Genomic DNA, 25,691 nt, shown 5'->3' on the forward strand with positions numbered 1-25,691 from the left:
CCTTTTCCTGTCAGTTAGTGCGCGGGCGAAACCTCTTTTACCTGCCCTGCAAGGGCGATAAGTGCCTGGAGCAGTTGTTCAGGCTGTTCACCCTGCAGTTGGGCATCAACCGGTAAATACCACCAGTTATCCCGGGCAAAGGCGCGGCATTTCACCGCATCTTTTTCGGTCATGATCAACGTCTGACCTGGCCCAGTAAACGCCGCAACCTGCTCCAGGCTCAGCGCCTGGTGGTCGGCCAGCGGCACGCTACGCTGAAGTTTGGCGCCGCAGGCTTCGAGGGTAGAGAAAAAGCGCGGAGGATGACCGATACCGGCCATCGCCACCAGATGGTTAAGCTCAGCAACGTCGCGCCGCTCACCGGTCAGAAGATTCACGGCAAGTCCTGGGTGCAGCTGCATCGGGATCTCCCCTGCCTGCGCTGTACCACCGTTGACGATAACCGCATCCACGGACCGCAAACGCGACGCGCGCTCGCGCATCGGTCCGGCAGGTAACCACCAGCCGTTACCAAAGCGGCGGACGCCATCAATCACCACGATCTCTTTATCCCGGGCCAGCGCGTAGTGCTGTAGTCCGTCGTCAGTAATCACGATCTGGACATCCGTCTGGTTCAGCAGAGCCTGCACCGCCTCGCTGCGCACCGGCGAAACCGCTACCGGCGCACCGGTGCGTTGAAAGATCAGCACCGGTTCATCCCCCGCTTGCGCCGTGGTGGTTTGCGCGGTCAGCAGCAACGGATAGCGCTCCGCCTTGCCGCCATATCCCCGGGAGACGACCCCCACGCGAATCCCGCGTTTTGTCAGCTGTTCCACCAGCCAGATCACCACCGGCGTTTTACCGTTACCGCCAGCGGTGAGATTTCCTACCACCACCACCGGCACCGGCGCGCGCCAGGCCCGTTTGAGCCCCACTTTATAACTCAGGCGGATCAGGCCGCTGACCAGGCCATACAGCCAGGAGAGCGGCAACAGCAACCGCCAGAGCGGAGACTCACCAGACCAGATGCGAGCGATCATTCGCCAAACTGCATTTTATGAAGCTGAGCATATACACCCTGGTGCGCCAGCAGGTCGGCGTGGCTGCCCCGCTCGACGATGTAGCCATCTTCCACCACCACGATTTCGTCGGCTTTTTCAATCGTCGACAGGCGGTGGGCAATCACCAGTGAGGTACGGTTCTTCTGCAACTCATCCAGCGCAGACTGGATAGCGCGTTCGGACTCGGTATCCAGCGCCGAGGTGGCTTCATCGAGGATCAGGATTGGGCTGTCACGCAGCAGCGCGCGCGCAATGGCAATACGCTGGCGCTGACCGCCGGAGAGCAGGACACCGTTTTCACCGATAATGGTGTCCAGGCCGTTATCCATCTTATTGATGAAGTCCATGGCGTAGGCCATCCGCGCCGCCGCTTCGATCTGCTCACGGCTGTACTCTTCATTCCGGGCATAGGCGATGTTGTTGGCCACGGTGTCATTGAACAGATGCACATTCTGGGAGACCAGCGCGACCTGATTACGCAGCGACCGCAGGGTGTACTCGCGCAGATCGTGGCCATCAATCAGGATCTCACCCTCATCAATATCGTAGAAGCGGGTGATCAGGCTGGCGATGGTCGATTTACCCGAGCCAGAACGGCCCACCAGGGCCACGGTCTTGCCTGCCGGAATTTTCAGATTGATATTGCGCAGAGCAGGCGTATCACGACCCGGATAGGTAAAGGTCACATTGCGGAACTCCACGTCGCCGGTTGAGCGCTCAATCACGCGTTTGCCTTCGTCTTTTTCCTGTTCGGAATCAAGGATCGCAAACAGCGTCTGGCAGGCTGCCATCCCGCGCTGGAACTGGGCGTTAACGTTGGTTAACGATTTCAGCGGGCGCATCAGGGCAATCATCGACGAGAAGACCACGGTAATGGTACCGGCGGTGAGGGTTTCCATCACGCTCGGGAAGCTGGCGGCATAGAGCACAAACGCCAGCGCCAGGGAGGCGATGAGCTGAATGATCGGATCGGAGATGGAAGAAGCAGACACCATCTTCATCCCCTGCAGACGCATCTTATTGCTGACCTTATCGAAGCGCTTGGTTTCGAGCTCCTGGCCGCCAAAAATCAGCACCTCTTTATGGCCTTTCAGCATCTGCTCGGCGCTGGTGGTCACCTGCCCCATCGTGTTCTGCATGTTCTTACTGATGCTGCGGAAACGCTTCGAGACGACGCGGATCGCAATCGAAACAATCGGCGCCAGCACAATCAGGATCAGCGACAGCTGCCAGCTGTACCAGAACATCAGGGCGAACAGACCAATAATCGACGCCCCTTCACGCACAACGGTGATCAGCGCGCTGGAGGAGGAGGAAGCAACCTGCTCGGAGTCGTAAGTAATGCGCGACAGCAGGGTGCCGGTCGACTGCTTGTCAAAAAACGCGACCGGCATGCCCATCATATGGCTGAACAGGCGGCGGCGCATGGTCATCACCACTTTGCCCGAAACCCAGGAGAGGCAGTAGCTGGAGATATAGCTGGTGATGCCGCGTAAAATCATCAGGCCGATAACCACCAGCGGCATCCATAGCAACACTGAGCGATCCGTTTTACCAAAACCGTCGTCCAGTAACGGTTTGAGGAGCGATAACATGAAGGTATCGCTGGCTGCGTTGAGGATTAACGCTACGCCCGCCACGATTAGGCCCGTTCTGAAGGGTGCAATCACCGGCCAGAGTCGGCGGAAGGTCTGCCACGTGGAGAGATCTTTGTCGTTATGCATTCAAAAAACCAGCATTTGTTGAAATAGCCGCATATTCTACCCGTTATCTCCGGGCGCGCCAAACCACTGATGATACCAACGGGGCAAAATTTGATCCCGTAAGCTATGGATTTGCCAGCCATGTTGTGAAAAAGAAACGGTAAGTTGTCCCAGTCGGGGTGTTGTTAGCCAGCGATACCCCTCCTTTTGGTAGCGGCGAGCCACTTTAAACGAAGGCAGTCGCCACGCGTTATAGCGGGAGGCAGACACCAGAGCGATCTGCCCACCCAAGCGCTGCACCAGAGGGAGTGACGAGGAGGTATTACTGCCATGGTGCGGCACCTGGATAAGTGTAGACGCAAGATATTGCCAGTGACGACTGAGCATCGCTTTTTCTCCCTTCGCTTCAATATCGCCGGTTAACAACACGCTATGGGTACCGTCCTCAACTTTAACCACGCAGGAACCGTTATTGCCGCGCTGCGGTTTGTTGGCGAGGGGCCAGTGTGCGCTGAAGGTCAGCCCTCGCCACTGCCAGCGCTCTCCGCGCACACACGGGCCATGCCCGGCCCAGCGCAGCGGGCTTCTTATCCACATAGACGGCCACGCCTTACGTAGCGATACCACCCCGCCGATATGGTCGAGGTGTTCGTGGCTGATAATCACCCCCTCCGGGCGTAAATGGTGCCACCGTAACCAGGGAATGATCAGCTGTTGCGCACTGTCCCCGCCCGTCCAGGCGGGGCCGGTGTCATAAAGGATCGCTCTCCCCTGCCGCTCGATCACCATTGCCAGCCCCTGTCCGACATCCAGCATATGCACCGCCCAGCCCTCGGTTTTATCAGCCCGCCATAGCGGACTACTTGCCAGCACCAGTGCCGAGACACAGACCACCGGACAGGTACGCGCCCCGCGCAGACGCCAGGCGACAATGGCGGCCCAGGGCAGCAGGGTCAGCCACAGCCAGCGTTTATCGACCGGGATCCAACCGTCAGGCAGCGCGGTTAAAAATCTGAACAGCAGCGACAGTGAGCCATCCGCCAGCGTCCAGACCATATTTTCCGCCCCCGGCCACCTCCAGAGATGCAGCCCCATTCCCAATAAGATCAACGGCACCGAAATAAAGGTTACCAGCGGCACCGCCACCAGATTCGCGACCAGTGAAGAGAGGCTGAAACCATGGAAGACGACAATCTGTACCGGCAGCAACAGCAACAGCATGCCAAGCTGCAGGTGCAGCAAGCTAACCACGGCCCTGACGACCCACGGGCCAGAAAAGCGCGGAGCAGGCACCCACTGATACCAGAAAATCAGCACCGCCACGGCAAAAGCGGACAGTAAAAGACTGTGCGACAGCACGGCCAGCGGATCGGCCAGTAAAATGGCAGCAATGCAGACGCGCCATACCTGCCAGGGCGACCAGAGACGACCGCTCAATTGCAACGCCAGGCAAGCGCCCAGTGAGACGACGGTACGCAACGCAGGAGGCTGCATTCCGGTAAGCCAGGCGTAAAAGGCGGCAAAGCAGAACCCTGCCACCAGCGGGGCTCGCCAGCTTACCCAACGCCCCGGAATGAAAAACTGTATGCCCCGCACCAGCAGCCAGACAACCGACGCCGCCAGGGCTATGTGCAAACCCGAGATCGCCATCAGATGCCCGGTGCCGGTTTCCCGCATCAGATTTTTTATCTCTGGCGTTACCGCCAGCCGCTCTCCCATCCCCAGCCCCAGCAGAACCGGCCCCTGGGTATAGGGAGAAAGTGTGGCCATCAGCGAGGTGAGATAGCGGGCGCGTAAGCTACAGCGAGCATCTGTTACATCGGCATGGGTAAAACGCCCGGTCAGGGGCTGATGCTGTGCCAGGGCATAGCGCTGGGAATCGAACCCGCCATCGTTGAGTTGCCCATGAACGGCGCGTAACGATAAGGTCATCGACCACCGCTGCCCGGCGCAGCCCGGTTGCGGCAGCGTGTTGCCATACAGCGTGACGCCTACTGCTGGCACCATCGCTTTGCCGTTGAGCTGGGTAATACGGGCCCGATAGGCCGCGTCGTTTTCAACCGCTACGATCTCTATCTCCGCTTTCTGCGGACCCCGGGTCAGATGCTGCATTGGCCAGACCGCACTTTGCGCGGCCAGCGCTCCCCAGGCGAAGAAAAGCAGCCAGAAACCACTGTAGCGGGCCACGTTATGACGAATTAAGGCGAGCAGAAATCCGGCAACCGCTATGGCCTGGATAAACGGCAGCGCTGGCAGAGCGGGCAGCCACAGAAGCGGCAGGATAGCCAGGATCAGACATGTCGCTAACGACATTAAACGCATTTACACCTCCCTGTGTCAGGGCAGTGTGCGTTCAGACGTTACGTCTGTCAGGTGCGAAATTGTGCGGTTGCGACGCAGGCTGGCATAAATAAACGGTGTGCAGCAAAAAGCCGTGCAATTTGCGGCGTAGCTTCCGGCTAAAAAGGAGAAAAACAAGAAAAGCACCCGCAGGTGCTTTTCTTGTGGTCACTCAGTTTTGCCCGCAGGCGAAACTCAGTTGCCGTAAATATTGGCGCGATCGCGCAGCTCTTTACCCGGCTTAAAGTGCGGAACGTATTTACCTTCCAGCTCTACTTTGTCACCAGTCTTCGGGTTACGCCCGGTACGTGGAGCACGATAGTGCAGAGAAAAACTACCGAAACCGCGGATTTCAATGCGCTCGCCCTGTGCAAGAGTGGTAGCCATATGCTCCAGCATCTCTTTTACGGCATCTTCCACTGCTTTCGCAGGTATATGCGATTGCTGGCTGGCAAGTCTTTCAATCAATTCTGACTTGGTCATGATTCCTCCGGTTCCTTCAAACCAATTAGCTAAACAGCTTAAACAAGGGCGGCCGTAGCCGCCCTTTGTTATTGATTACAGGACGAATCCTGCAATCTGTCAAGTCACTCTACGAGTAACTTATTCGCCTTTAGCTGCTTTGAAAGCTTCAGCCATTGCGTTGTTAGAGAAGTTTGCATCTTCCTGTTTGTTAACAGTTGCGATTGCATCTTTCTCATCAGCTTCGTCTTTAGCACGAACAGACAGGCTGATTGCACGGTTCTTACGATCAACGCCGGTGAATTTAGCTTCAACGTCGTCGCCTACGCTCAGAACCAGAGTTGCATCTTCAACGCGGTCACGTGAAGCTTCAGAAGCGCGCAGGTAACCTTCAACGCCGTCAGCCAGCTCTACGGTTGCGCCTTTCGCGTCAACTGCAGTCACTTTACCGTTTACGATTGCGCCTTTCTTGTTCAGTGCAACCCAGTTGTTGAACGGATCTTCTGCGAGCTGTTTAACGCCCAGGGAGATACGCTCACGCTCTGCGTCAACCTGCAGAACAACTGCTGCGATTTCGTCGCCTTTTTTGTATTCACGTACTGCTTCTTCGCCTGCAACGTTCCAGGAGATGTCAGACAGGTGAACCAGGCCGTCGATACCGCCGTCCAGGCCGATGAAGATACCGAAGTCAGTGATAGACTTGATTTTACCTTCAACACGGTCGCCCTTGTTGTGGGTTTCCGCGAACTGCTGCCATGGGTTGTTTTTGCACTGTTTCAGGCCCAGGGAGATACGACGACGTTCTTCGTCGATATCCAGAACCATAACTTCCACTACATCACCAACGTTAACAACTTTGGATGGGTGGATGTTTTTGTTGGTCCAGTCCATTTCGGAAACGTGAACCAGGCCTTCAACGCCTTCTTCGATTTCAACGAAGCAGCCGTAGTCGGTCAGGTTGGTAACGCGACCAGTCAGTTTAGTACCTTCTGGGTAACGTTTAGCGATAGCTACCCATGGATCTTCGCCCAGCTGTTTCAGGCCGAGGGATACACGAGTACGCTCGCGGTCGAACTTCAGCACTTTAACAGTGATTTCGTCGCCCACGTTCACGATTTCGCTTGGGTGCTTAACGCGTTTCCACGCCATGTCGGTGATGTGCAGCAGGCCATCAACGCCGCCCAGGTCAACGAATGCGCCGTAGTCAGTGAGGTTCTTAACGATACCTTTGACTTCCATGCCTTCCTGCAGGTTTTCCAGCAGCTGATCGCGTTCTGCGCTGTTTTCGGATTCGATAACGGCACGACGGGAAACAACAACGTTGTTACGCTTCTGGTCCAGCTTGATTACTTTGAACTCAAGCTCTTTGCCTTCCAGGTGCAGGGTGTCACGAACTGGACGAACGTCTACCAGTGAACCTGGCAGGAACGCACGAATACCATTCAGCTCAACAGTGAAGCCGCCTTTAACTTTGCCGTTGATAACACCGACCACAGTTTCAGCTTCTTCGTAAGCTTTTTCCAGCGTGATCCAAGCTTCGTGACGTTTAGCTTTCTCACGGGACAGCAGGGTTTCACCGAAGCCGTCTTCTACTGCATCCAGAGCAACGTCAACTTCGTCACCAACCTGGATTTCCAGCTCGCCCTGGGCGTTTTTGAACTGCTCTGCCGGGATGGCAGACTCAGATTTCAGACCAGCGTCAACCAGTACGATATCTTTGTCGATAGCAACAACAACGCCACGAACGATGGAACCCGGACGGGTTTCGATTTCTTTTAAGGATTCTTCAAACAGTTGAGCAAAAGATTCAGTCATGTTTAATCTTCAGGTTAATATTAACGTCCACCTGGCTCCGTGCCGGATGGGGTTGTTTCACATACCCGCCGTCAATCCATTGCAGCGGGGGTACTGCTAAATCGGTCGCGATTACGCGAGAGCCAATTTCTGGCGCGCATATTGTAGCGCTTTTTCAATCACTTGCTCAATAGTTAAACTGGTAGAATCCAGAACTAATGCATCATCTGCGGGAACAAGCGGTGCAACGGCGCGATTACGGTCGCGATCGTCACGCTCTTTTATCTCAGACAAAAGACGTTCAAAGTTAACACTAAAGCCCTTTTCCTGCAACTGCAGCATACGGCGCTGCGCGCGCTCCTCCGAGGAAGCGTCAAGGAAAATTTTCACCGGCGCATCAGGGAAAACCACGGTTCCCATGTCGCGTCCGTCAGCGATCAGGCCCGGGGCGTCGCGGAACGCGCGCTGGCGACGTAAAAGCGCCTCGCGTACGCGTGGGAAAGCCGCGACCTGAGAGGCAGCGTTCGCCACTTCCTGGGTGCGGATCTCAGCGCTGACATCTTCCCCTTCAAGGATCACTTCCAGGTTGCCGTTGGTGGAGATGAAACGTACATCCAGATGGGCGGCCAGCGGCACCAGCGCCTCTTCAGAGGCGACATCGACATGATGATGCAAGGCAGCCAGCGCCAGCACACGATAGATTGCGCCCGAATCTAAAAGATGCCATTGCAGTGCTTCCGCCATGGCTTTGCATAGCGTGCCTTTACCTGCGCCACTCGGCCCGTCAATGGTGATTACCGGGGCAATTGCCGTCATCTTTTTCTCCTTAATTTAGGCATACCGATGTGTAAACGCCGCGCATTATACGCGTCAACGTGCACAACTGTTACCTTTGCGTGCAAATTACGAAATGTTTGAAGCTGAGTGTAGAAGAAATGGACGATGATGATGTCAGGAAGCGTAAGGAAACGCCGCATCAGGTGATGCGGCGTCGCGATATCATGCAGAAGTGCTAATACGCGCCAGCTGTTCGAAGTAGTCGGGGAACGTTTTCGCGGTACATTTCGGGTCAAGGATGGTGACCGGCGTATCGGAGAGCGCCACCAGCGAGAAGCACATCGCCATACGGTGATCGTTATAGGTGCCAATTTCCGCCGCCTGTAGCCTGGCCGGAGGCGTTACGCGGATATAGTCCTCGCCCTCTTCCACTTCCGCACCCACTTTACGCAGCTCGGTTGCCATGGCAAACAGGCGATCGGTCTCTTTCACACGCCAGTTGTAGATGTTGCGCAGCGTGGTGGTGCCTTTGGCAAACAGCGCCGCTGTGGCAATGGTCATCGCCGCGTCAGGAATGTGGTTCATGTCCATATCAATGGCGTTCAGCTCCCCGCGGGTGCAGGAGATGTAGTCATCGCCCCAGGTCACCACGGCGCCCATCTTCTCCAGCACATCAGCAAAGCGAATGTCGCCCTGCACGCTGTTGCGACCAATACCGGTCACTTTAACGGTACCGCCTTTAATGGCACCCGCCGCCAGGAAGTAAGAGGCCGACGAGGCATCGCCTTCTACCAGGTAATTGCCCGGTGTCTGGTACTGCTGCCCGCCGCGCACCACGAAACGCTGGTAACTGTGGTTTTCCACCTCAACGCCAAAGGTCTTCATCAGGTGCAGCGTGATATCGATATAGGGTTTGGAAACCAGCTCGCCTTTAATGGTGATAGTGGTGTTTTGTGGCGCCAGCGGTGCGGTCATCAACAACGCGGTCAGGAACTGGCTGGAAACGCTGCCGTCCACCGCCACTTCACCGCCGGTAAAACCTCCACGCAGACGCAGCGGCGGATAGTTTTCCTGCTCCAGATAGTCAATCTGCGCGCCGCCCTGACGCAGCGCATCAACCAGATGACCAATCGGGCGCTCTTTCATGCGCGGCTCGCCCGTCAGCACGATGTCATTGCTGCCCAGGCACAGGGCTGCCGCCAGCGGGCGCATAGCCGTGCCGGCGTTGCCGAGGAAGAGTTCCAGCGCGTCGGCGGAGTGCAGCGCACCGGCATTGCCCGTCACTTCACAACGGGTACGATCCGCAGACAGGGTATAGTGGACTCCCAACGCTTTCAGCGCATTAAGCATATGGCGAACGTCATCGCTGTCCAGCAGGTTAGTGAGAACAGTGGTGCCGTTTGCCAGCGCAGCCAGCAGCAAGGCGCGGTTCGAGACACTTTTTGAACCAGGCAGATTAATGGTGCCATCTACCCGCGCGATAGGGTGTAACGTCAGGGATTCCATGAAATTTAAGTCTCAATTCAACATAATAAAAACCCCGCAGCGAGGCTACGGGGGTGAACAGGGGCGTGATTAACCGTGGCGACGTTCGAAGTCAGTCATGAAGTCGGTCAACGCCTTAACGCCTTCGAGCGGCATGGCGTTATAGATGGAGGCGCGCATGCCGCCAACCACGCGGTGACCTTTCAGCGCATGCAGACCAGCAGCGAAGGACTCTTCGAGGAACAGCTTATCGAGATTGCTGTCGGCCAGTTGGAACGGCACGTTCATGCGGGAACGGTTCGCTTTGGCGACGTCGTTGCGATAGAAGTCGCTGCCGTCGATGACGCTGTAGAGCAGCTCAGATTTCTGCTGATTGATCTTATCCATCTGCGCCACGCCGCCGTTGTTTCTCAGCCATTTAAAGACCAGGCCAGAGAGATACCAGGCAAAGGTCGGCGGGGTGTTGAACATGGAGTCGTTATCGTTCAGCACGCTGTAGTCCAGAATCGACGGGCAGGATTTGTGCGCTTTACCCAGCAGATCTTCGCGCACGATCACCAGGGTCAGGCCGGCCGGGCCGATGTTTTTCTGCGCGCCAGCGTAGATCACGCCGTAGCGGCTGACATCCAGCGGCGAAGAGAGAATGGTGGAGGAGAAGTCCGCCGTGACGACCACATCCTCGCCAAAGTTTGGCTCTTCGTGGATGGCGATGCCGTCGATGGTTTCATTTGGGCAGTAGTGCAGATAGGCCGCATCGCGGGAGAGCTGCCATTCGCTCATCGGTTTTACCGCGCGTAAGCCGTCAACGGTGACTTTGGCATCAATCACGTTCGGAGAGCAGTATTTGTGCGCTTCTTTTACCGCGCTGGCAGCCCAGTAACCGGCATCAACATAGTCGGCGGTGGTTTTGTCGCCCAGCAGGTTCAGCGGAATACCGGCAAACTGACCGCGACCGCCGCCGTGACAGAATAATACTTTGTAATTTGAGGGGATATTCAGCAGGAAACGAAAATCTGCTTCTGCCTCTTCCGCCACCTGAATAAACTCTTTACCACGGTGACTGACTTCCATTACCGACGTGCCAAGACCGTTCCAGTCGCACAGCTCCTGTTGAGCCTGTTTGAGCACATCCGCCGGTAACATTGCCGGACCTGAACTAAAATTAAAGACCTGAGCCATTTCCCCTCACCACGCTATAAAGCCATAAGTAATAACTGTGGATATCGGTTTTATCATTCAGTGACACGCGCCGCAATGTCTAAAACTCATGCCCCGGAAAATGTGCCCGCCATCACACAATACATTCTGCCAGCGGGCTGTCACAAAACCGACAAAATTGCTGTCAGGGGATGCGTTTGGCCCAGCTAACCTTCGTCCATTCCGGATTCGTACAACGTGGACATAATTGATGTGCCCCGGCCTGTAGAGTCTGAACATGACCGCAACGCCGACAGGCATATTCCCCGACTTCCGGTATCGTCATAAAACGTTCCACAAATTCATCCGGCAATATGCACAGCCCGGGCTTGACCTGCTCATCGTCATAAAAGTAAACGCTTATCTGCCCGTTGGTCTCCATAATGGCAAGCTTAACCTGCCCAAGCTGTTCGACGCCGCTCACCCGCAGTTCCATAAAGAACTCAAACTCGGTCATGTTGGCGCGCTTTACTTTTTCCCAGGCCAGCTTGCCCTCTTCGACAATGGCGACCGGTTTGCCCTCAAGCAGGTCTTCCAGCTTTTCACTTTTCGACATCAGCCACATCACCAGCCGGTAGAGCAACGCCAGGGTGATGAAAACAACAAAGACGGGAATCATCGGCACATCGTCATAAAATGCCACGTCCCCCGCCGCCGACCCCAGGGTCAGAATGATTAACACTTCGAAGAGCGACATCTGGCGCACGCCGCGTCGTCCGGTAAGTTTGAGGAACAGGAAAACCAGTACAAAGGTGTAGAGACTTCGCAGCGCGACCTCGCCTAAAAACTCAACGGGTACTTTATCAAAGGCCATTCGTTGAAGATCGAATGCTTTCATTTTTTATATTCCTTTACAGTAGGTTACTGAATATAAGCATAGCCCAGCCTTTTATTTTCGCCGAAACCGCCGGGGAGATAGCGCCTGTCATGCAAAACCCGTATCATTGCGCGCTTTCCGTACGATATAAGTGATCCCCATGACTCAAACGTTTATCCCCGGCAAAGACGCCGCCCTGGAAGATTCCATCGCTCGCTTCCAGCAAAAACTGACCGACCTGGGCTTTAACATCGAAGAGGCCTCCTGGCTCAACCCGGTTCCCCACGTCTGGTCTGTGCATATTCGCGATAAAGAGTGCGCGCTGTGCTTTACCAATGGCAAAGGTGCAACCAAAAAAGCGGCGCTGGCCTCTGCGCTGGGTGAGTATTTTGAACGTCTGTCCACTAACTATTTCTTTGCCGATTTCTGGCTGGGCGAGACCGTGGCGAATGGCCCGTTTGTTCACTATCCAAATGAAAAATGGTTCCCACTGACCGAAGATGACGAACTGCCGGAAGGGATCCTCGACGATCGCCTGCGTGCGTTTTACGATCTGGAGAATCAACTGACCGCCAGCATGCTGGTTGATTTGCAGTCAGGTAATGAAGATCGCGGTATCTGCGCCCTGCCGTTTACCCGCCAGTCTGACGAGCAAACCGTCTATATTCCGATGAACATCGTCGGCAACCTGTATGTCTCCAACGGCATGTCAGCCGGTAACACACGCAACGAAGCGCGTGTTCAGGGTCTGTCCGAAGTCTTTGAGCGCCATATTAAAAACCGCATTATCGCGGAATCTATCAGCCTGCCGGAGATCCCGGCTGATGTGCTGGCCCGCTACCCGGGCGTGGTGGAGTCCATTGCCAAACTGGAAGCAGAAGGTTTCCCAATCTTCGCCTATGACGGCTCGCTGGGCGGGAAGTATCCGGTTATCTGCGTGGTGCTGTTCAACCCGGCGAACGGCACCTGCTTCGCCTCCTTCGGGGCGCACCCGGACTTTGGCGTAGCGCTGGAGCGTACCGTCACGGAACTGCTGCAGGGCCGTAGCCTGAAAGATCTCGATGTCTTCACTCCGCCGACGTTTGATGACGAAGAAGTGGCGGAACATGCCAACCTGGAAACGCACTTCATCGACTCCAGCGGCTCTATCTCCTGGGATCTGTTTAAGCAGGACGCGGATTATCCGTTTGTTGACTGGAGCTTCTCCGGCACCACAGAGGAAGAGTTCGCCACGCTGATGGCTATCTTCACTGCCGAAGGGCAGGAAGTGTACATCGCCGATTATGAACATCTGGGCGTCTACGCCTGCCGTATTCTGGTGCCGGGCATGTCCGACATCTATCCGGTAGAAGATCTGTGGCTGGCCAATAACAGCATGGGCAGCCATCTGCGCGAAACCCTGCTGGCGCTGCCGGAGAGCACATGGGAGAAAGAGGACTACCTGAACCTTATTACCCAGCTGGACGACGAAGGTCATGACGACTTCACTCGCGTACGCGAGCTGCTGGGGCTGGCAACGGGTAAAGATAATGGCTGGTACACCCTGCGTATTGGCGAGCTGAAGGCGATGCTGGCGCTGGCAGGCGGCGATCTGGAACAGGCGCTGATCTGGACCGAATGGACCATCGAGTTCAACGCCTCGGTATTCAGCGCGGAGCGTGCAAACTACTACCGTTGCCTGCAGACCCTGCTGTTGCTGGCGCAGGAAGAAGAGCGTCAGCCGCTGCAGTACCTCAATGCCTTTACCCGTATGTACGGCGCCGAAGCGGTAGAGAATGCCAGCGCGGCCCTGAGCGGCGAAGCGCCGTTCTATGGCTTGCAGGCGGTGGACAGCGATCTGAAAGCCTTCCCTGCGCACCAGTCCTTGCTGAAGGCCTATGAGAAATTGCAGAAAGCAAAAAGCGCGTACTGGGCTAAATAACGTTACATACCATTACAAACAGTAGGCGAATACAATCACCTACGTTATATTACGGGGCAATTTTATTGCCCCGTTTTATTTTTACGGTAATAAATCTTTGGTTGTAATAATTAAGTTAAATATTGGTAGCTATAATAATAGCGGCCTGACAGTTATTGTTACTTTTTATATGAAATACTCCATTTTAATTAACTGTCGGAGTAAGCGTCAGGAGAAAAAATCAACTCATTTTGTAACTTTTAAAATTTATTTTTATCAGGATAATCAAAAACTTACTCCGCATTTGCTGTAAAACCACGCACTTTGCGGGCCTATAAGCCAGGCGAGATATGATCTACATCAATTTCTCTTCTATAATGCTTTGTTAGTATCTCGTCGCCGACTTAATAAAGAGAGAGTTAGTGTGAAAGCTGACAACCCTTTTGATCTTTTACTCCCAGCTGCAATGGCAAAAGTTGCCGAAGAAGCGGGTGTCTATAAAGCAACGAAACAACCGATGACGACGTTCTTCCTGGCGATTACCGCCGGCGTGTTCATCTCCATCGCCTTCGTTTTCTATATCACTGCGACCACCGGTACCGCCGCGATGCCTTACGGTATTGCCAAGCTGATTGGTGGCATCTGTTTCTCGCTGGGCCTGATTCTCTGCGTCATTTGCGGCGCCGATCTCTTTACCTCGACGGTGCTTATCGTCGTGGCGAAAGCCAGCGGTAGAATCACCTGGGGTCAACTGGCCAAAAACTGGATCAACGTTTATATCGGTAACCTGATTGGTGCCCTACTCTTTGTTCTGTTGATGTGGTTGTCCGGGGAGTATATGACAGCCAACGGCGGCTGGGGCCTGAATGTCCTGCAAACCGCCGACCATAAAATGCACCATACATTTATTGAAGCCGTTGCCCTTGGCATCCTGGCGAACCTGATGGTCTGCCTGGCGGTCTGGATGAGTTACTCCGGTCGCAGCCTGATGGATAAAGCGATGATCATGGTTCTGCCTGTCGCCATGTTCGTTGCCAGCGGCTTTGAACACAGCATTGCAAACATGTTTATGATCCCTTTCGGTATCGTAATCCGTGACTTTGCCAGCCCGGAGTTCTGGACCGCAGTTGGTTCAAGCCCGGAGAATTTCTCTCACCTGACCGTTATGAACTTCATTACTGATAACCTGATCCCGGTCACAATCGGGAACATTATCGGCGGTGGTCTGCTGGTTGGGTTGACATACTGGGTCATTTACCTGCGTGGCGATAACCATCATTAACGGTTGTCTCAGGCAGTAAATAAAAAATCCACTTAAGAAGGTAGGTGTTACATGTCCGAACTTAATGAAAAGTTAGCCACAGCATGGGAAGGTTTTGCCAAAGGTGATTGGCAGAATGAAGTCAACGTTCGTGACTTCATCCAGAAAAACTACACCCCATATGAAGGTGACGAATCCTTCCTGGCCGGTGCCACCGACGCAACCACTGCCCTGTGGGATAGCGTTATGGAAGGCGTTAAGCAGGAAAACCGCACTCACGCGCCTGTTGATTTCGACACCTCCATCGCGTCCACCATCACTTCTCACGACGCGGGTTATATCAACAAGTCCCTCGAGAAGATTGTTGGTCTGCAAACTGAAGCGCCACTGAAACGTGCGATTATCCCGTTCGGTGGTATTAAAATGGTTGAAGGTTCCTGCAAAGCGTACAATCGCGAGCTGGACCCAATGCTGAAAAAAATCTTCACCGAATACCGCAAAACCCACAACCAGGGCGTGTTTGACGTTTATACCAAAGACATCCTGAACTGCCGTAAATCTGGCGTCCTGACCGGCCTGCCAGATGCCTATGGCCGTGGCCGTATCATCGGTGACTACCGTCGCGTTGCGCTGTACGGTATCGACTTCCTGATGAAAGACAAATACGCCCAGTTCCAGTCTCTGCAGTCCGACCTGGAAAATGGCGTAAACCTGGAAGCCACTATCCGTCTGCGTGAAGAGATTGCTGAACAGCACCGCGCGCTGGGTCAGATCAAAGAGATGGCAGCGAAATACGGTTGCGATATCTCCGGCCCTGCAACCAACGCTCAGGAAGCGATCCAGTGGACCTACTTCGGTTACCTGGCTGCGGTTAAGTCTCAGAACGGTGCAGCAATGTCCTTCGGTCGTGTATCCACCTTCCTGGATGCATACATCGAACGTGACCTGAAAGCAGGCAAAATCAACGAACAAGACGCTCAGGAAATGATTGACCACCTGGTCATGAAACTGCGTATGGTTCGCTTCCTGCGTACCCCAGAATATGATGAGCTGTTCTCTGGTGACCCAATCTGGGCAACGGAATCCATCGGTGGTATGGGCGTAGATGGCCGTACTCTGGTAACCAAAAACAGCTTCCGCTTCCTGAACACCCTGTACACCATGGGGCCGTCTCCGGAGCCGAACATCACCGTTCTGTGGTCTGAAAAACTGCCGCTGAATTTCAAGAAATTCGCCGCTAAAGTCTCCATCGACACCTCTTCTCTGCAGTATGAGAACGATGATCTGATGCGTCCTGACTTCAACAACGATGACTACGCTATCGCTTGCTGCGTAAGCCCAATGGTTGTTGGTAAACAAATGCAGTTCTTCGGTGCGCGTGCAAACCTGGCGAAAACCATGCTGTACGCAATCAACGGCGGCGTTGATGAAAAACTGAAAATGCAGGTTGGTCCTAAGTCTGAGCCGATCAAAGGCGACGTGCTGAACTATGACGAAGTCATGGATCGCATGGATCACTTCATGGACTGGCTGGCTAAACAGTATGTCACCGCGCTGAACGTCATTCACTACATGCACGACAAGTACAGCTACGAAGCCTCTCTGATGGCGCTGCATGACCGTGACGTCGTGCGCACCATGGCATGTGGTATCGCAGGCCTGTCCGTTGCGGCTGACTCCCTGTCTGCTATCAAATATGCGAAAGTTAAACCAATTCGTGACGAAGACGGTCTGGCTATCGACTTCGAAATCGAAGGCGAATATCCGCAGTTTGGTAACAACGACGCTCGCGTTGATGACATGGCGGTTGACCTGGTAGAACGTTTCATGAAGAAAATTCAGAAACTCACTACTTACCGTAACGCTATCCCGACTCAGTCTGTTCTGACCATCACCTCTAACGTTGTGTATGGTAAGAAAACCGGTAACACCCCAGACGGTCGTCGTGCTGGCGCGCCATTCGGACCAGGTGCTAACCCAATGCACGGCCGTGACCAGAAAGGTGCTGTTGCCTCTCTGACCTCCGTTGCAAAACTGCCGTTTGCTTACGCTAAAGATGGTATCTCTTACACCTTCTCTATCGTTCCAAATGCGCTGGGTAAAGATGACGAAGTGCGTAAAACCAACCTCGCGGGTCTGATGGACGGTTACTTCCATCATGAAGCGTCCATCGAAGGTGGTCAGCACCTGAACGTGAACGTTATGAACCGTGAAATGCTGCTCGATGCGATGGAACATCCGGAAAAATATCCGCAGCTGACCATCCGTGTATCTGGCTACGCAGTACGTTTTAACTCGCTGACTAAAGAGCAGCAGAAAGACGTTATTACCCGTACTTTCACTCAGTCCATGTAAGTGGATTTGACTGAAATCGCGCAGTAATAGGCGTACAATAAAGGCTCCACGCAAGTGGGGCCTTTTTAACACCTCCCACTCCGCAGTCTCTTTTGCCCGCTATCTATAATAAATGGATAACAGCCAAAACAGACTCGACACAGCCAACGAGTTGTGCACATACACAGGCCCCGGAAGGGCCGAACCTGGAGATATCACCGCAATGTCAACTATTGGTCGCATCCACTCCTTTGAGTCCTGTGGCACCGTCGATGGCCCGGGCATCCGTTTTATTACCTTCTTCCAGGGCTGCCTGATGCGCTGCATGTATTGCCATAACCGCGATACATGGGATACCCACGGCGGCAAAGAGGTCACCGTTGAAGAGTTAATGAAAGAAGTGGTGACCTATCGCCACTTTATGAACGCCTCTGGCGGCGGCGTAACCGCATCTGGCGGGGAAGCGATCCTGCAGGCCGAGTTTGTGCGCGACTGGTTCCGCGCCTGCCGTAAAGAGGGTATTCATACCTGTCTGGATACCAATGGCTTTGTCCGTCGCTACGATCCGGTGATCGACGAACTGCTGGAAGTGACCGATCTGGTGATGCTCGATCTCAAGCAGATGAACGATGAAATTCACCAGAACCTGGTGGGGGTCTCGAACCATCGCACTCTGGAGTTCGCAAAATACATCTCCGCCAAAGGCATTAAAACCTGGATCCGTTATGTCGTCGTTCCAGGCTGGTCAGATGATGATGACTCTGCCCACCGTCTGGGTGAGTTCACGCGTGATATGGGCAATGTCGAGAAAATTGAATTGCTGCCGTATCACGAGCTGGGCAAACATAAATGGGTGGCGATGGGCGAAGAATACAAACTTGATGGCGTGAAGCCGCCGAAGAAAGAGACCATGGAACGCGTAAAAGGCATTCTGGAGCAGTACGGTCACAAGGTCATGTATTAGCAAAACGCCCGGTTTTTACCGGGCGTTCTATTTATTAGTCAAAGACACCATTAATAATGGTCGTCACAATTGCCGTACTCAGCGCAATTAACACCAGATCCTTGCCGACTACCCGCCATTCATAACCAGGGTAAGAAGGCAATTGACCTAACATTGAAGCCGGTACACTCTTTTTCGCAATTCCCGGCGGCAGAGGTTTACCGCGGGCGAGGTTTTTCGCAATCCCCGGCGGCAGTGAGTCATAACCTGTTAAGCCATAGTTCAGTGCCAGATGACGGGCATGATCGTAACTGACACGTGCATCCACATCCTCTCTTACGCTTTTATTGGATTTGCCGGAAGTGTGGTTACCGTTATTTTGTTTATTACCATGATTATCGGAATTCCCCTTCCCGGAATTTCCGTTACCATGATTACCGCTATTACCTTGCCCGCCGCCATTGCCGTGGCCATTTCCATTCCCATTGCCTGGATTAGCCATAACAGGTGCAGTTGCAAATGATAAAGACAACACTACTGCCAGCGCGGTAGTGGTAAAACGACGAGTAGACATAATCGCTGCCTTTTAGTGGAAGAACGCCTCTGAATTATCGCCTGGCATGATAAACAAACAATGCGTAAAACTCTTAGATGTGACAAAGACAAAAAAGCCTGTCATCGACAGGCTTTTATTTGTTCAGGCATGCGCCACTGGCGTCGGGTGTTCGCCCGCCTTGCGCAGCAACATTAAGAGATAAATAAACGACACGCTGGCGATCATTATAAACAGCAGATTGTCAGAATAGTTCTGCATCAGCATGGCAGTAAAGGTCGGGCCCAGCAAACTGCCGATGGTGTAACTCAGCAACAGCGCCTGGTTCATCGCCACCAGCTGATGATGCTCCACTTTTTCACAGGCCCAGGCCATCGCCACCGGATAGAGGGTAAAGCCAGCCGCGCCCAGAATAAACAGTGCAGGCGCCATGGCGGCATTACTGAGCATGGCAAAGCACCCCATGATCACCACGAAGACCTGTACGCGCAGCACCAGCAGACGCCCGAAGCGGTCGGCAAGACGCCCCACCGGCCATTGCCCGACAATCCCGGCGCTGACCATCACCGCCATCCAGAAACCGATCCCGGAATCACTGACCCCCTGATGGTTGAGATAGAGCGGCATCAGACCATACAGCGAACCCAGCACAATCCCGGAGATGATGCAGCCATTAACGCCCAGACGCGCCTGGCGCAGTCTCAGCATCGGCCAGACGTGGGTCGCTTCCTGATGCTCGCTGCTCTGGTTCACAATGCGCGTAAAGAGCAGCGGCAGAATCGCGGCCAGCACCATGCCCGTCACCCACGGCAGGACGCTCATCAGGTCGGTCGGAAGCTTGCTGACCATCAACTGGCCCAGCACGGTCCCGACATAATAGACCATCATATAGGCCGCCAGCAGGCGACCGCGGTTGCGGGAGGTACCGCTGCACATCAGGGCGCTTTCCACGACCACCCAGATCATGGCGCAGCCTACGCCGGCAATAAAGCGCCAGACCATCCAGCTCCAGAAGCCCACCATCAGCCCCAGCCCGGCACAGCCGGCAGCAAAAATAAGCGACGCCAGATAGTAGCTGCGGTTAAAGCCAAAGCGTTTGATCAGGCTTCCCGTCATTAATGTTCCCAGCAGGTTGCCGGTAAAAAAGGACGAGCTGACCATGCCAACCTGCCAGGTCGGTAGATTTTCATGGGCGAGCCACAGCGGGACGAGCGTGTTTAACACCGCGATCGCGAGGGTCAGCAAAAGCAGGCCACAGAGCAACAGGAGCACTGGCCGGGTATAGGTCGACATGGATTAAAAACCGTGAGGAAGTTCAGATTTCGTGCGCATCATGCCACTGGCAAAAACAAAGTCAATCCACCCTCTTGAGCCGCAAGCACGATAAGGTCCCTGTCGATTGAAAAAACTCATCCTGCTAATGGAATGGTGGCTATCAATAATAGTTATGTGTTTGTTTTTATTTATGTACCGACAAACTTAAAGCCAAACGACAGAAGAAAAATTTCATGATCGAAAATAAAAAAACCGGGCACTATGTCCCGGCTTTATATAACAAAAATCAGCGTTAACTGGCGACAGCCATCCCAACAGTCATATGCAGACCGTAAAAGACGCCGCGCCCCAGTAATTCGCCCGCCAGCACCAGCACAAATGCCAGCGACAATATCGGTAACGCAGGTTGATAGCCTTTAAGCTGCGGTACAATCCAGCAGGCCAGCGCGACCGCTAACAGCACCACGCGCCAGGCCATCAGCGAGCCGTAATCCGGCACGAGGGCTGACGCCTGCTGAATGGAGCTGCTGATGGTTGCGAGTTCCGCCCCCTGCATCAGGGCAACGATGGCGCTCACCACCAGCGCCAGCAGGGAGACGACGGGCAGCAAACGCATGGCCCAGCCATCCACACCCGCCACGCGCAGCAGCAGGAAACCCAGCAGAGGCCCGCCGATAAACATCGTCAGGAAGAAGCTCATTGGGGTCCAGACGCTGTACCAGGTCGGCACGGTGTCGATCGTGTTATAGACCCGAACCATCATCCAGACGAACACCACGCCCAGCACCATAGTAACAATCAGCCACAGGCTGCGCAGCCCGGCAGGCAGCTTCTTCATCGCGGCCAGCAGCCAGCCCAGACCACCAACAGCAAAGAAGATCGCCCCGCTGGCAATCTCATTGCTGAGGGATGAGGCCCCCACACGGTTGAGGGAGTTGAACGCGCGCATCGGCGAGCCCAGGTGCAGCGTGGAGGCGATAAAGCCGATGCCCATCAGCACCCACAGGCCAAACATGCTCAGCACCAGACGCTGCTGTTGTTCAGCCTTCAGATCACCTTTTAACAGCGCCAGCGCGAGCACAATAAAACCGCCCGCCACGCACTGTCCGAAGACGGTAAAAATCATTAACGGCCATTCATGCCATCCGCTTCCCATCTCACACCTCCTTTGGATTGGCCAGATAGCCGGTGGTATCACCCGTTGGTCGGCTGTTGGCATTGGGTTTAATGACGATACTCGGCTTCGTAAAGTGCGCAGACGGCAGCGGCGCGACCGCAGCCAGCTTGCCGTACTTCTGGCGCAGCTCGGCAATCGGACCGAAATCCAGCGCCCGTAGCGGGCAGGACTCCACGCAAATCGGCTTTTTGCCTTCCGCCACGCGGTCATGGCAGCCGTCGCACTTGGTCATATGGCCTTTGGCGGCGTTGTACTGCGGTGCGCCGTATGGGCAGGCCATATGGCAGTAACGACAGCCGATGCAGACATCTTCATTCACCACGACAAAGCCGTCGTCGCGCTTGTGCATCGCGCCGCTCGGGCACACCTTGGTACAGGCGGGATCTTCGCAGTGGTTGCAGGCAATAGAGAGATAGTAGGCAAAGACGTTCTGATGCCAGACGCCGTTGTCCTCCTGCCAGTCACCGCCCGCGTACTCGTAGATGCGGCGGAAGCTGACATCCGGCGTCAGATCCTTATAGTCTTTACAGGCCAGCTCGCAGGTTTTACACCCGGTGCAGCGGCTGGAATCAATAAAAAATCCATACTGAGTGGTCATCGGCTACTCCTTACGCCTTTTCAACCTGAACAAGGTTACTGTGAGACGGATTGCCTTTCGCCAGCGGCGACGGGCGTTGCGTGGTGAGCACGTTAATGCAGCCAGCCTGATCGACGCGGTTGGCGTCCGGGTTGTACCAGGCGCCTTCACCTAGCGCGACGACGCCCGGCAGAATACGCGGCGTCACTTTGGCTTCAATGTGCACTTCGCCACGACTGTTAAAGATCCGTACCCGGTCGCCGTTGGCGATCCCGCGGGCCTTAGCATCCAGCGGATTGATCCACATCTCCTGACGGCAGGCCGCCTTAAGGACATCAACGTTACCGTAGGTAGAGTGCGTACGCGCCTTATAGTGGAAGCCGGTCAACTGCAGCGGGAAGGATTTGACCTGCGGATCGTCGTAGTTTTCGAAGCCCGGGCTGTAAACCGGGAGTGGATCGATCACATCGTCTTTCTCAAGCTCCCACGTCGCGGCAATCTGCGCCAGTTCAGCGGAATAGATCTCAATTTTGCCTGACGGGGTGGTCAGCGGATTGGCAACAGGATCGGCACGGAAGGCTTTATACGCCACGTGGTGCCCTTCCGGGTCACGCTTTTTGAACATGCCTTGCTGGCGGAATTCATCAAATGACGGCAACTCCGGGATGGCCTCACGTGACTGCTCGTACAGGTGGCGCATCCACCCTTCCTGGGTGCGTCCCTCGGTGAACTGTTGCTCAACGCCCATACGTTTCGCCAGCTCTGTGGTCATCTCATAGATGGTTTTACAGCCGAAGCGCGGTTTGATCGCCTGGTCCGCAAAAATCACATACGACATATTGCCGCAGGAGGCATCAAGGGCGAAATCCATCTGTTCAGAGGCGGTGCAGTCTGGCAGCAAAATATCGGCATACTTCGCCGAGGAGGTCATATGGCAGTCCACCACCACAATCAGCTCGCATTTTTTATCATCCTGCAGGATCTCATGGGTACGGTTGATCTGCGAATGCTGGTTGATCAGGCAGTTCCCGGCGTAGTTCCAGACCATTTTAATTGGCACGTCGAGTTTATCTTTGCCGCGTACCCCATCACGGGTGGCGGTCATTTCCGGGCCGCGCTCGATGGCATCGGTCCACATAAACATTGAGATGCTGGTCTTAACCGGGTTTTCCAGGGTCGGCATGCGTACAAAAGGCAGTGAATATGAGCCTTCACGCGCGCCGCTGTTGCCACCGTTAATCCCCACATTGCCGGTCAAAATGGCCAGCATGGCGATAGCGCGGGAGACAAGTTCGCCATTCGCATGACGCTGCGGCCCCCAGCCCTGAGAGATAAAGGCAGGCTTCGCCCCGGCAATTTCACGTGCCAGTTTAATGATGCGCGCCTCGGGAATGCCGGTGATGGCCGCGGCCCAGGCCGGGGTTTTGGCGATGCCGTCATTGCCCTGGCCGAGAATATAGGCTTTATAGTGGCCGTTCGCCGGTGCCCCTTCCGGCAGCGTTTTTTCGTCGTAGCCGACGCAATATTTGTCGAGGAAAGGTTGGTCGACGAGGTTTTCAGTGATCATCACCCACGCCAGGGCAGAGATCAGCGCTGCATCGGTGCCTGGACGGATGGGGATCCACTCATCTTCGCGCCCTGCCCCGGTGTCGGTATAGCGCGGGTCAATGACGATCATCCGGGCTTGCGATTTTTCCCGCGCCTGTTCGACGTAGTACGTTACCCCGCCGCCGCTCATGCGCGTTTCGCCAGGGTTATTGCCGAACAGGACCACCAGCTTGCTGTTTTCGATATCCGACGGGCTGTTGCCATCTGCCCACCCGCCATAGGTGTAGTTCAGGCCAGCGGCAATTTGTGCGGTTGAGTAGTCACCGTAATGGTTGAGGTATCCCCCGCAGCAGTTCATCAGACGGGCGATCAGGGTTTTTCCCGGCGGCCAGGAGCGGGTCATGGTGCCGCCGAGGGTGCCGGTGCCGTAGTTCAGGTAGATAGATTCGTTACCGTAATCTTTAATCAGACGCTGCATCGTACCGGCGATGGTGTCAAAGGCCTCTTCCCAGCTGATGGGTTCGAACTTGCCTTCGCCGCGTTTACCCACGCGCTTCATCGGCTGCTTCAGGCGATCCGGGTTATAGACACGACGGCGCATTGAGCGGCCGCGCAGGCAGGCGCGAACCTGATGTAATCCTTCGTAATTATCGTCCCCGGTATTGTCGGTCTCAACATATTTAATTTCACCGTCAACGACATGCATGCGCAGTGGACAGCGGCTGCCGCAGTTTACCGTGCAGGCGCTCCAGACCACTTTCTCATCAGGTTTAACGGTCTCAGCGGCTTGTGCAGCCGATGCCAGACGTGAAAAAGGCAATGTGAATGCGCTACTGGCAACAGCCAGGCCGCCAATCGCCGTGGTTTTCATCAATCCACGTCGACTCACCTCAGCAGCCAGCAGAGCTTCAGGCGTTTTCATTTTCATAGACTCTCACTTTGATTGCTCACAAAGTTCAAAGGTGCGGTAACAACCGCTATATAGTTTTTTATATAAAGATACCGTGCGTTAGCAGACGTTTACGCTAACCAACTGTTTGGAAAGTATTACTACTTTAGAGGGAGGGGATATTGCCTGACATCAAAACCGGGGCATAAAAAAAGCGCCCGCAGGCGCTTTTTACTTAAAAACAATTTAACCGATGTACTGCTGGCCTTTCATATACGGACGCAGCACTTCAGGAATTTCGATACGGCCGTCCGCCTGCTGGTAGTTTTCCAGCACCGCGACCAGCGTACGTCCCACTGCCAGACCGGAGCCGTTCAGGGTGTGCACCAGACGGGTTTTCTTGTCGGATTTGCTGCGGCAGCGAGCCTGCATGCGGCGCGCCTGGAAATCGCCTACGTTAGAGCAGGAGGAGATTTCACGGTAGGTTCCCTGCGCCGGTACCCACACTTCGAGGTCGAAGGTTTTGCAGGCGCCAAAGCCCATGTCACCGGTACACAGCGCCACGCGGCGGTACGGCAGACCCAGCAGCTCCAGCACTTTTTCCGCGTGACCGGTCATCTCTTCCAGCGCCGCCATGGACTCTTCCGGACGCACGATCTGCACCATTTCGACTTTGTCGAACTGGTGCATACGGATCAGACCGCGGGTATCACGGCCATAAGAGCCCGCTTCAGAACGGAAGCATGGAGAGTGCGCCGTCAGTTTGATCGGCAGATCGTCTTCGTCGATGATCTCATCGCGCACAAGGTTGGTCAGCGGCACTTCTGCCGTTGGGATCAGCGCGTAGTTGCTGCTGTCGGCTTCTTCATCCAGTGGACGGGTGTGGAACAGATCGCCGGCAAATTTCGGCAGCTGGCCGGTACCATACAGCGTATCGTGGTTCACCAGATACGGTACGTAGGTTTCGCTGTAGCCGTGCTGCTCGGTGTGCAGATCCAGCATGAACTGGGCCAGCGCGCGGTGCAGATGGGCGATCTGCCCTTTCATCACCACAAAGCGGGAACCGGTCAGCTTAACGGCAGCGGCAAAATCGAGCCCCGCGTGCATTTCGCCCAGCGTAACGTGATCGCGAACCTCGAAGTCGAACTCGCGAGGCGTGCCCCAGCGTTTCACTTCGACGTTGTCGTTTTCGTCTTTACCGACAGGAACACTGTCGTCAGGGGTATTCGGGATCGCCAGCGCGATTTCACGAATTTCGGCCTGAAGAACGTCCAGCTCGGCTTTCGCCTGATCCAGTTCTTCACCCAGCTTGTTCACTTCCAGGCGTAATGGCTCAATGTCTTCCCCGCGCGCTTTCGCCTGGCCGATGGATTTCGATCGAGAGTTACGCTCTGCCTGCAAGTTTTCTGTTTGTACCTGCAGAACTTTACGACGCTCTTCAAGAGCGCGCAGCTTATCTACATCCAGTTTATAGCCCCGGCGTGCCAGTTTTTCAGCGACTGCGTCTGGCTCATTACGCAGCAGATTGGGATCGAGCATGCTTATCCTGTGCTTATCGAATTAAAATAGGAAATGTGACCACAGCCTGCGGTCACAAGGATACAATTGCCAACATTACC

The 25,691-nt window shown here is 54.8% G+C and carries 19 protein-coding genes; 4 read left to right on the forward strand and 15 right to left on the reverse strand.

Annotated features, from left to right (window positions below; all coding sequences use genetic code 11):
• Nucleotides 1-14: 14 nt before the first annotated feature.
• The 9 genes from lpxK to B3X29_RS04325 all read right to left on the reverse strand — a co-directional run bounded on the left by lpxK (nucleotide 15) and on the right by B3X29_RS04325 (nucleotide 11,636).
• A complete protein-coding gene (gene lpxK / locus B3X29_RS04285) occupies nucleotides 15-1,019 on the reverse strand; it encodes a tetraacyldisaccharide 4'-kinase (protein ID WP_159339202.1) in 1,005 nt (334 codons plus the stop codon).
• Nucleotides 1,016-2,764: a lipid A ABC transporter ATP-binding protein/permease MsbA gene (gene msbA, locus B3X29_RS04290; protein ID WP_103178923.1), complete on the reverse strand. Its 1,749-nt coding sequence runs from the start codon at nucleotides 2,762-2,764 to the stop codon at nucleotides 1,016-1,018. Before msbA ends, lpxK begins: the two co-directional genes overlap by 4 nt.
• 36 nt (nucleotides 2,765-2,800) lie before the next feature.
• Nucleotides 2,801-5,065, reverse strand: a complete 2,265-nt coding sequence (locus tag B3X29_RS04295) for a ComEC family protein (RefSeq protein WP_159339203.1) — start codon at nucleotides 5,063-5,065, stop codon at nucleotides 2,801-2,803.
• Between the two features lie 213 nt (nucleotides 5,066-5,278).
• Nucleotides 5,279-5,566 carry an integration host factor subunit beta gene (ihfB, locus tag B3X29_RS04300; protein ID WP_039029484.1) on the reverse strand — a complete coding sequence of 96 codons (288 nt, stop codon included), beginning with the start codon at nucleotides 5,564-5,566 and terminating at the stop codon, nucleotides 5,279-5,281.
• 120 nt (nucleotides 5,567-5,686) lie between these two features.
• A complete protein-coding gene (gene rpsA, locus B3X29_RS04305) occupies nucleotides 5,687-7,360 on the reverse strand; it encodes a 30S ribosomal protein S1 (RefSeq protein ID WP_032617357.1) in 1,674 nt (557 codons plus the stop codon).
• 111 nt (nucleotides 7,361-7,471) lie between these two features.
• A complete protein-coding gene (gene cmk, locus B3X29_RS04310; RefSeq protein WP_103178921.1) occupies nucleotides 7,472-8,155 on the reverse strand; it encodes a (d)CMP kinase in 684 nt (227 codons plus the stop codon).
• A 183-nt stretch (nucleotides 8,156-8,338) separates the two neighbouring features.
• A complete protein-coding gene (gene aroA, locus B3X29_RS04315; RefSeq protein ID WP_103178920.1) occupies nucleotides 8,339-9,622 on the reverse strand; it encodes a 3-phosphoshikimate 1-carboxyvinyltransferase in 1,284 nt (427 codons plus the stop codon).
• Nucleotides 9,623-9,691: 69 nt separating this feature from the next.
• Nucleotides 9,692-10,780 carry a 3-phosphoserine/phosphohydroxythreonine transaminase gene (gene serC / locus B3X29_RS04320; protein WP_159339204.1) on the reverse strand — a complete coding sequence of 363 codons (1,089 nt, stop codon included), beginning with the start codon at nucleotides 10,778-10,780 and terminating at the stop codon, nucleotides 9,692-9,694.
• A 163-nt stretch (nucleotides 10,781-10,943) separates the two neighbouring features.
• Nucleotides 10,944-11,636 carry a DUF421 domain-containing protein gene (locus B3X29_RS04325; RefSeq protein ID WP_156654211.1) on the reverse strand — a complete coding sequence of 231 codons (693 nt, stop codon included), beginning with the start codon at nucleotides 11,634-11,636 and terminating at the stop codon, nucleotides 10,944-10,946.
• A 139-nt stretch (nucleotides 11,637-11,775) separates the two neighbouring features.
• Between B3X29_RS04325 and ycaO the strand changes: the two genes are divergently transcribed.
• From ycaO to pflA, 4 genes are all read left to right on the forward strand, one after another.
• Nucleotides 11,776-13,536, forward strand: a complete 1,761-nt coding sequence (gene ycaO / locus B3X29_RS04330) for a 30S ribosomal protein S12 methylthiotransferase accessory factor YcaO (RefSeq protein ID WP_156654210.1) — start codon at nucleotides 11,776-11,778, stop codon at nucleotides 13,534-13,536.
• A 403-nt stretch (nucleotides 13,537-13,939) separates the two neighbouring features.
• Nucleotides 13,940-14,797, forward strand: coding sequence for a formate transporter FocA (gene focA / locus B3X29_RS04335; RefSeq protein WP_139156327.1), 858 nt, complete (start codon nucleotides 13,940-13,942; stop codon nucleotides 14,795-14,797).
• Between the two features lie 51 nt (nucleotides 14,798-14,848).
• A complete protein-coding gene (gene pflB / locus B3X29_RS04340) occupies nucleotides 14,849-17,131 on the forward strand; it encodes a formate C-acetyltransferase (protein ID WP_103178915.1) in 2,283 nt (760 codons plus the stop codon).
• A gap of 202 nt (nucleotides 17,132-17,333) precedes the next feature.
• The gene (gene pflA, locus B3X29_RS04345; RefSeq protein WP_114315454.1) at nucleotides 17,334-18,074 is read left to right on the forward strand and encodes a pyruvate formate lyase 1-activating protein; all 741 of its coding nucleotides are present in this window, start codon (nucleotides 17,334-17,336) and stop codon (nucleotides 18,072-18,074) included.
• A 34-nt stretch (nucleotides 18,075-18,108) separates the two neighbouring features.
• Here the strand turns inward: pflA and B3X29_RS04350 are convergent, their stop codons facing one another.
• The 6 genes from B3X29_RS04350 to serS form a co-directional block, all read right to left on the reverse strand.
• Nucleotides 18,109-18,627, reverse strand: a complete 519-nt coding sequence (locus B3X29_RS04350) for an anti-virulence regulator CigR family protein (protein WP_103178913.1) — start codon at nucleotides 18,625-18,627, stop codon at nucleotides 18,109-18,111.
• 123 nt (nucleotides 18,628-18,750) lie between these two features.
• Nucleotides 18,751-19,899, reverse strand: a complete 1,149-nt coding sequence (locus tag B3X29_RS04355; protein WP_103178912.1) for an MFS transporter — start codon at nucleotides 19,897-19,899, stop codon at nucleotides 18,751-18,753.
• A 274-nt stretch (nucleotides 19,900-20,173) separates the two neighbouring features.
• Nucleotides 20,174-21,037 (reverse strand): dimethyl sulfoxide reductase anchor subunit family protein, encoded by an 864-nt coding sequence (locus B3X29_RS04360; RefSeq protein WP_156654208.1) that lies wholly within the window; start codon nucleotides 21,035-21,037, stop codon nucleotides 20,174-20,176.
• Nucleotide 21,038: 1 nt separating this feature from the next.
• On the reverse strand, nucleotides 21,039-21,656 hold the full coding sequence (locus B3X29_RS04365; protein ID WP_156654207.1) for a DMSO/selenate family reductase complex B subunit: 618 nt from the start codon (nucleotides 21,654-21,656) through the stop codon (nucleotides 21,039-21,041).
• 10 nt (nucleotides 21,657-21,666) lie between these two features.
• Nucleotides 21,667-24,111, reverse strand: a complete 2,445-nt coding sequence (dmsA, locus tag B3X29_RS04370; RefSeq protein WP_159339206.1) for a dimethylsulfoxide reductase subunit A — start codon at nucleotides 24,109-24,111, stop codon at nucleotides 21,667-21,669.
• Between the two features lie 207 nt (nucleotides 24,112-24,318).
• Nucleotides 24,319-25,611: a serine--tRNA ligase gene (gene serS, locus B3X29_RS04375; protein WP_103178909.1), complete on the reverse strand. Its 1,293-nt coding sequence runs from the start codon at nucleotides 25,609-25,611 to the stop codon at nucleotides 24,319-24,321.
• Nucleotides 25,612-25,691 lie beyond the last annotated feature (80 nt).

The organism is Leclercia sp. UBA5076 (assembly GCF_002416465.1).
Taxonomy (GTDB): Bacteria; Pseudomonadota; Gammaproteobacteria; order Enterobacterales; family Enterobacteriaceae; genus Enterobacter.

Coding starts and splice junctions, on each gene's coding strand:
- lpxK (WP_159339202.1), bottom strand. CDS start 1,019: ATGATCGCTCGCATCTGGTCTGGTGAGTCTCCGCTCTGGCGGTTGCTG.
- B3X29_RS04295 (WP_159339203.1), bottom strand. CDS start 5,065: ATGCGTTTAATGTCGTTAGCGACATGTCTGATCCTGGCTATCCTGCCG.
- serC (WP_159339204.1), bottom strand. CDS start 10,780: ATGGCTCAGGTCTTTAATTTTAGTTCAGGTCCGGCAATGTTACCGGCG.
- cmk (WP_103178921.1), bottom strand. CDS start 8,155: ATGACGGCAATTGCCCCGGTAATCACCATTGACGGGCCGAGTGGCGCA.
- rpsA (WP_032617357.1), bottom strand. CDS start 7,360: ATGACTGAATCTTTTGCTCAACTGTTTGAAGAATCCTTAAAAGAAATC.
- pflA (WP_114315454.1), top strand. CDS start 17,334: ATGTCAACTATTGGTCGCATCCACTCCTTTGAGTCCTGTGGCACCGTC.
- B3X29_RS04365 (WP_156654207.1), bottom strand. CDS start 21,656: ATGACCACTCAGTATGGATTTTTTATTGATTCCAGCCGCTGCACCGGG.
- pflB (WP_103178915.1), top strand. CDS start 14,849: ATGTCCGAACTTAATGAAAAGTTAGCCACAGCATGGGAAGGTTTTGCC.
- ycaO (WP_156654210.1), top strand. CDS start 11,776: ATGACTCAAACGTTTATCCCCGGCAAAGACGCCGCCCTGGAAGATTCC.
- B3X29_RS04350 (WP_103178913.1), bottom strand. CDS start 18,627: ATGTCTACTCGTCGTTTTACCACTACCGCGCTGGCAGTAGTGTTGTCT.
- aroA (WP_103178920.1), bottom strand. CDS start 9,622: ATGGAATCCCTGACGTTACACCCTATCGCGCGGGTAGATGGCACCATT.
- B3X29_RS04355 (WP_103178912.1), bottom strand. CDS start 19,899: ATGTCGACCTATACCCGGCCAGTGCTCCTGTTGCTCTGTGGCCTGCTT.
- dmsA (WP_159339206.1), bottom strand. CDS start 24,111: ATGAAAATGAAAACGCCTGAAGCTCTGCTGGCTGCTGAGGTGAGTCGA.
- ihfB (WP_039029484.1), bottom strand. CDS start 5,566: ATGACCAAGTCAGAATTGATTGAAAGACTTGCCAGCCAGCAATCGCAT.
- B3X29_RS04325 (WP_156654211.1), bottom strand. CDS start 11,636: ATGAAAGCATTCGATCTTCAACGAATGGCCTTTGATAAAGTACCCGTT.
- B3X29_RS04360 (WP_156654208.1), bottom strand. CDS start 21,037: ATGGGAAGCGGATGGCATGAATGGCCGTTAATGATTTTTACCGTCTTC.
- msbA (WP_103178923.1), bottom strand. CDS start 2,764: ATGCATAACGACAAAGATCTCTCCACGTGGCAGACCTTCCGCCGACTC.
- serS (WP_103178909.1), bottom strand. CDS start 25,611: ATGCTCGATCCCAATCTGCTGCGTAATGAGCCAGACGCAGTCGCTGAA.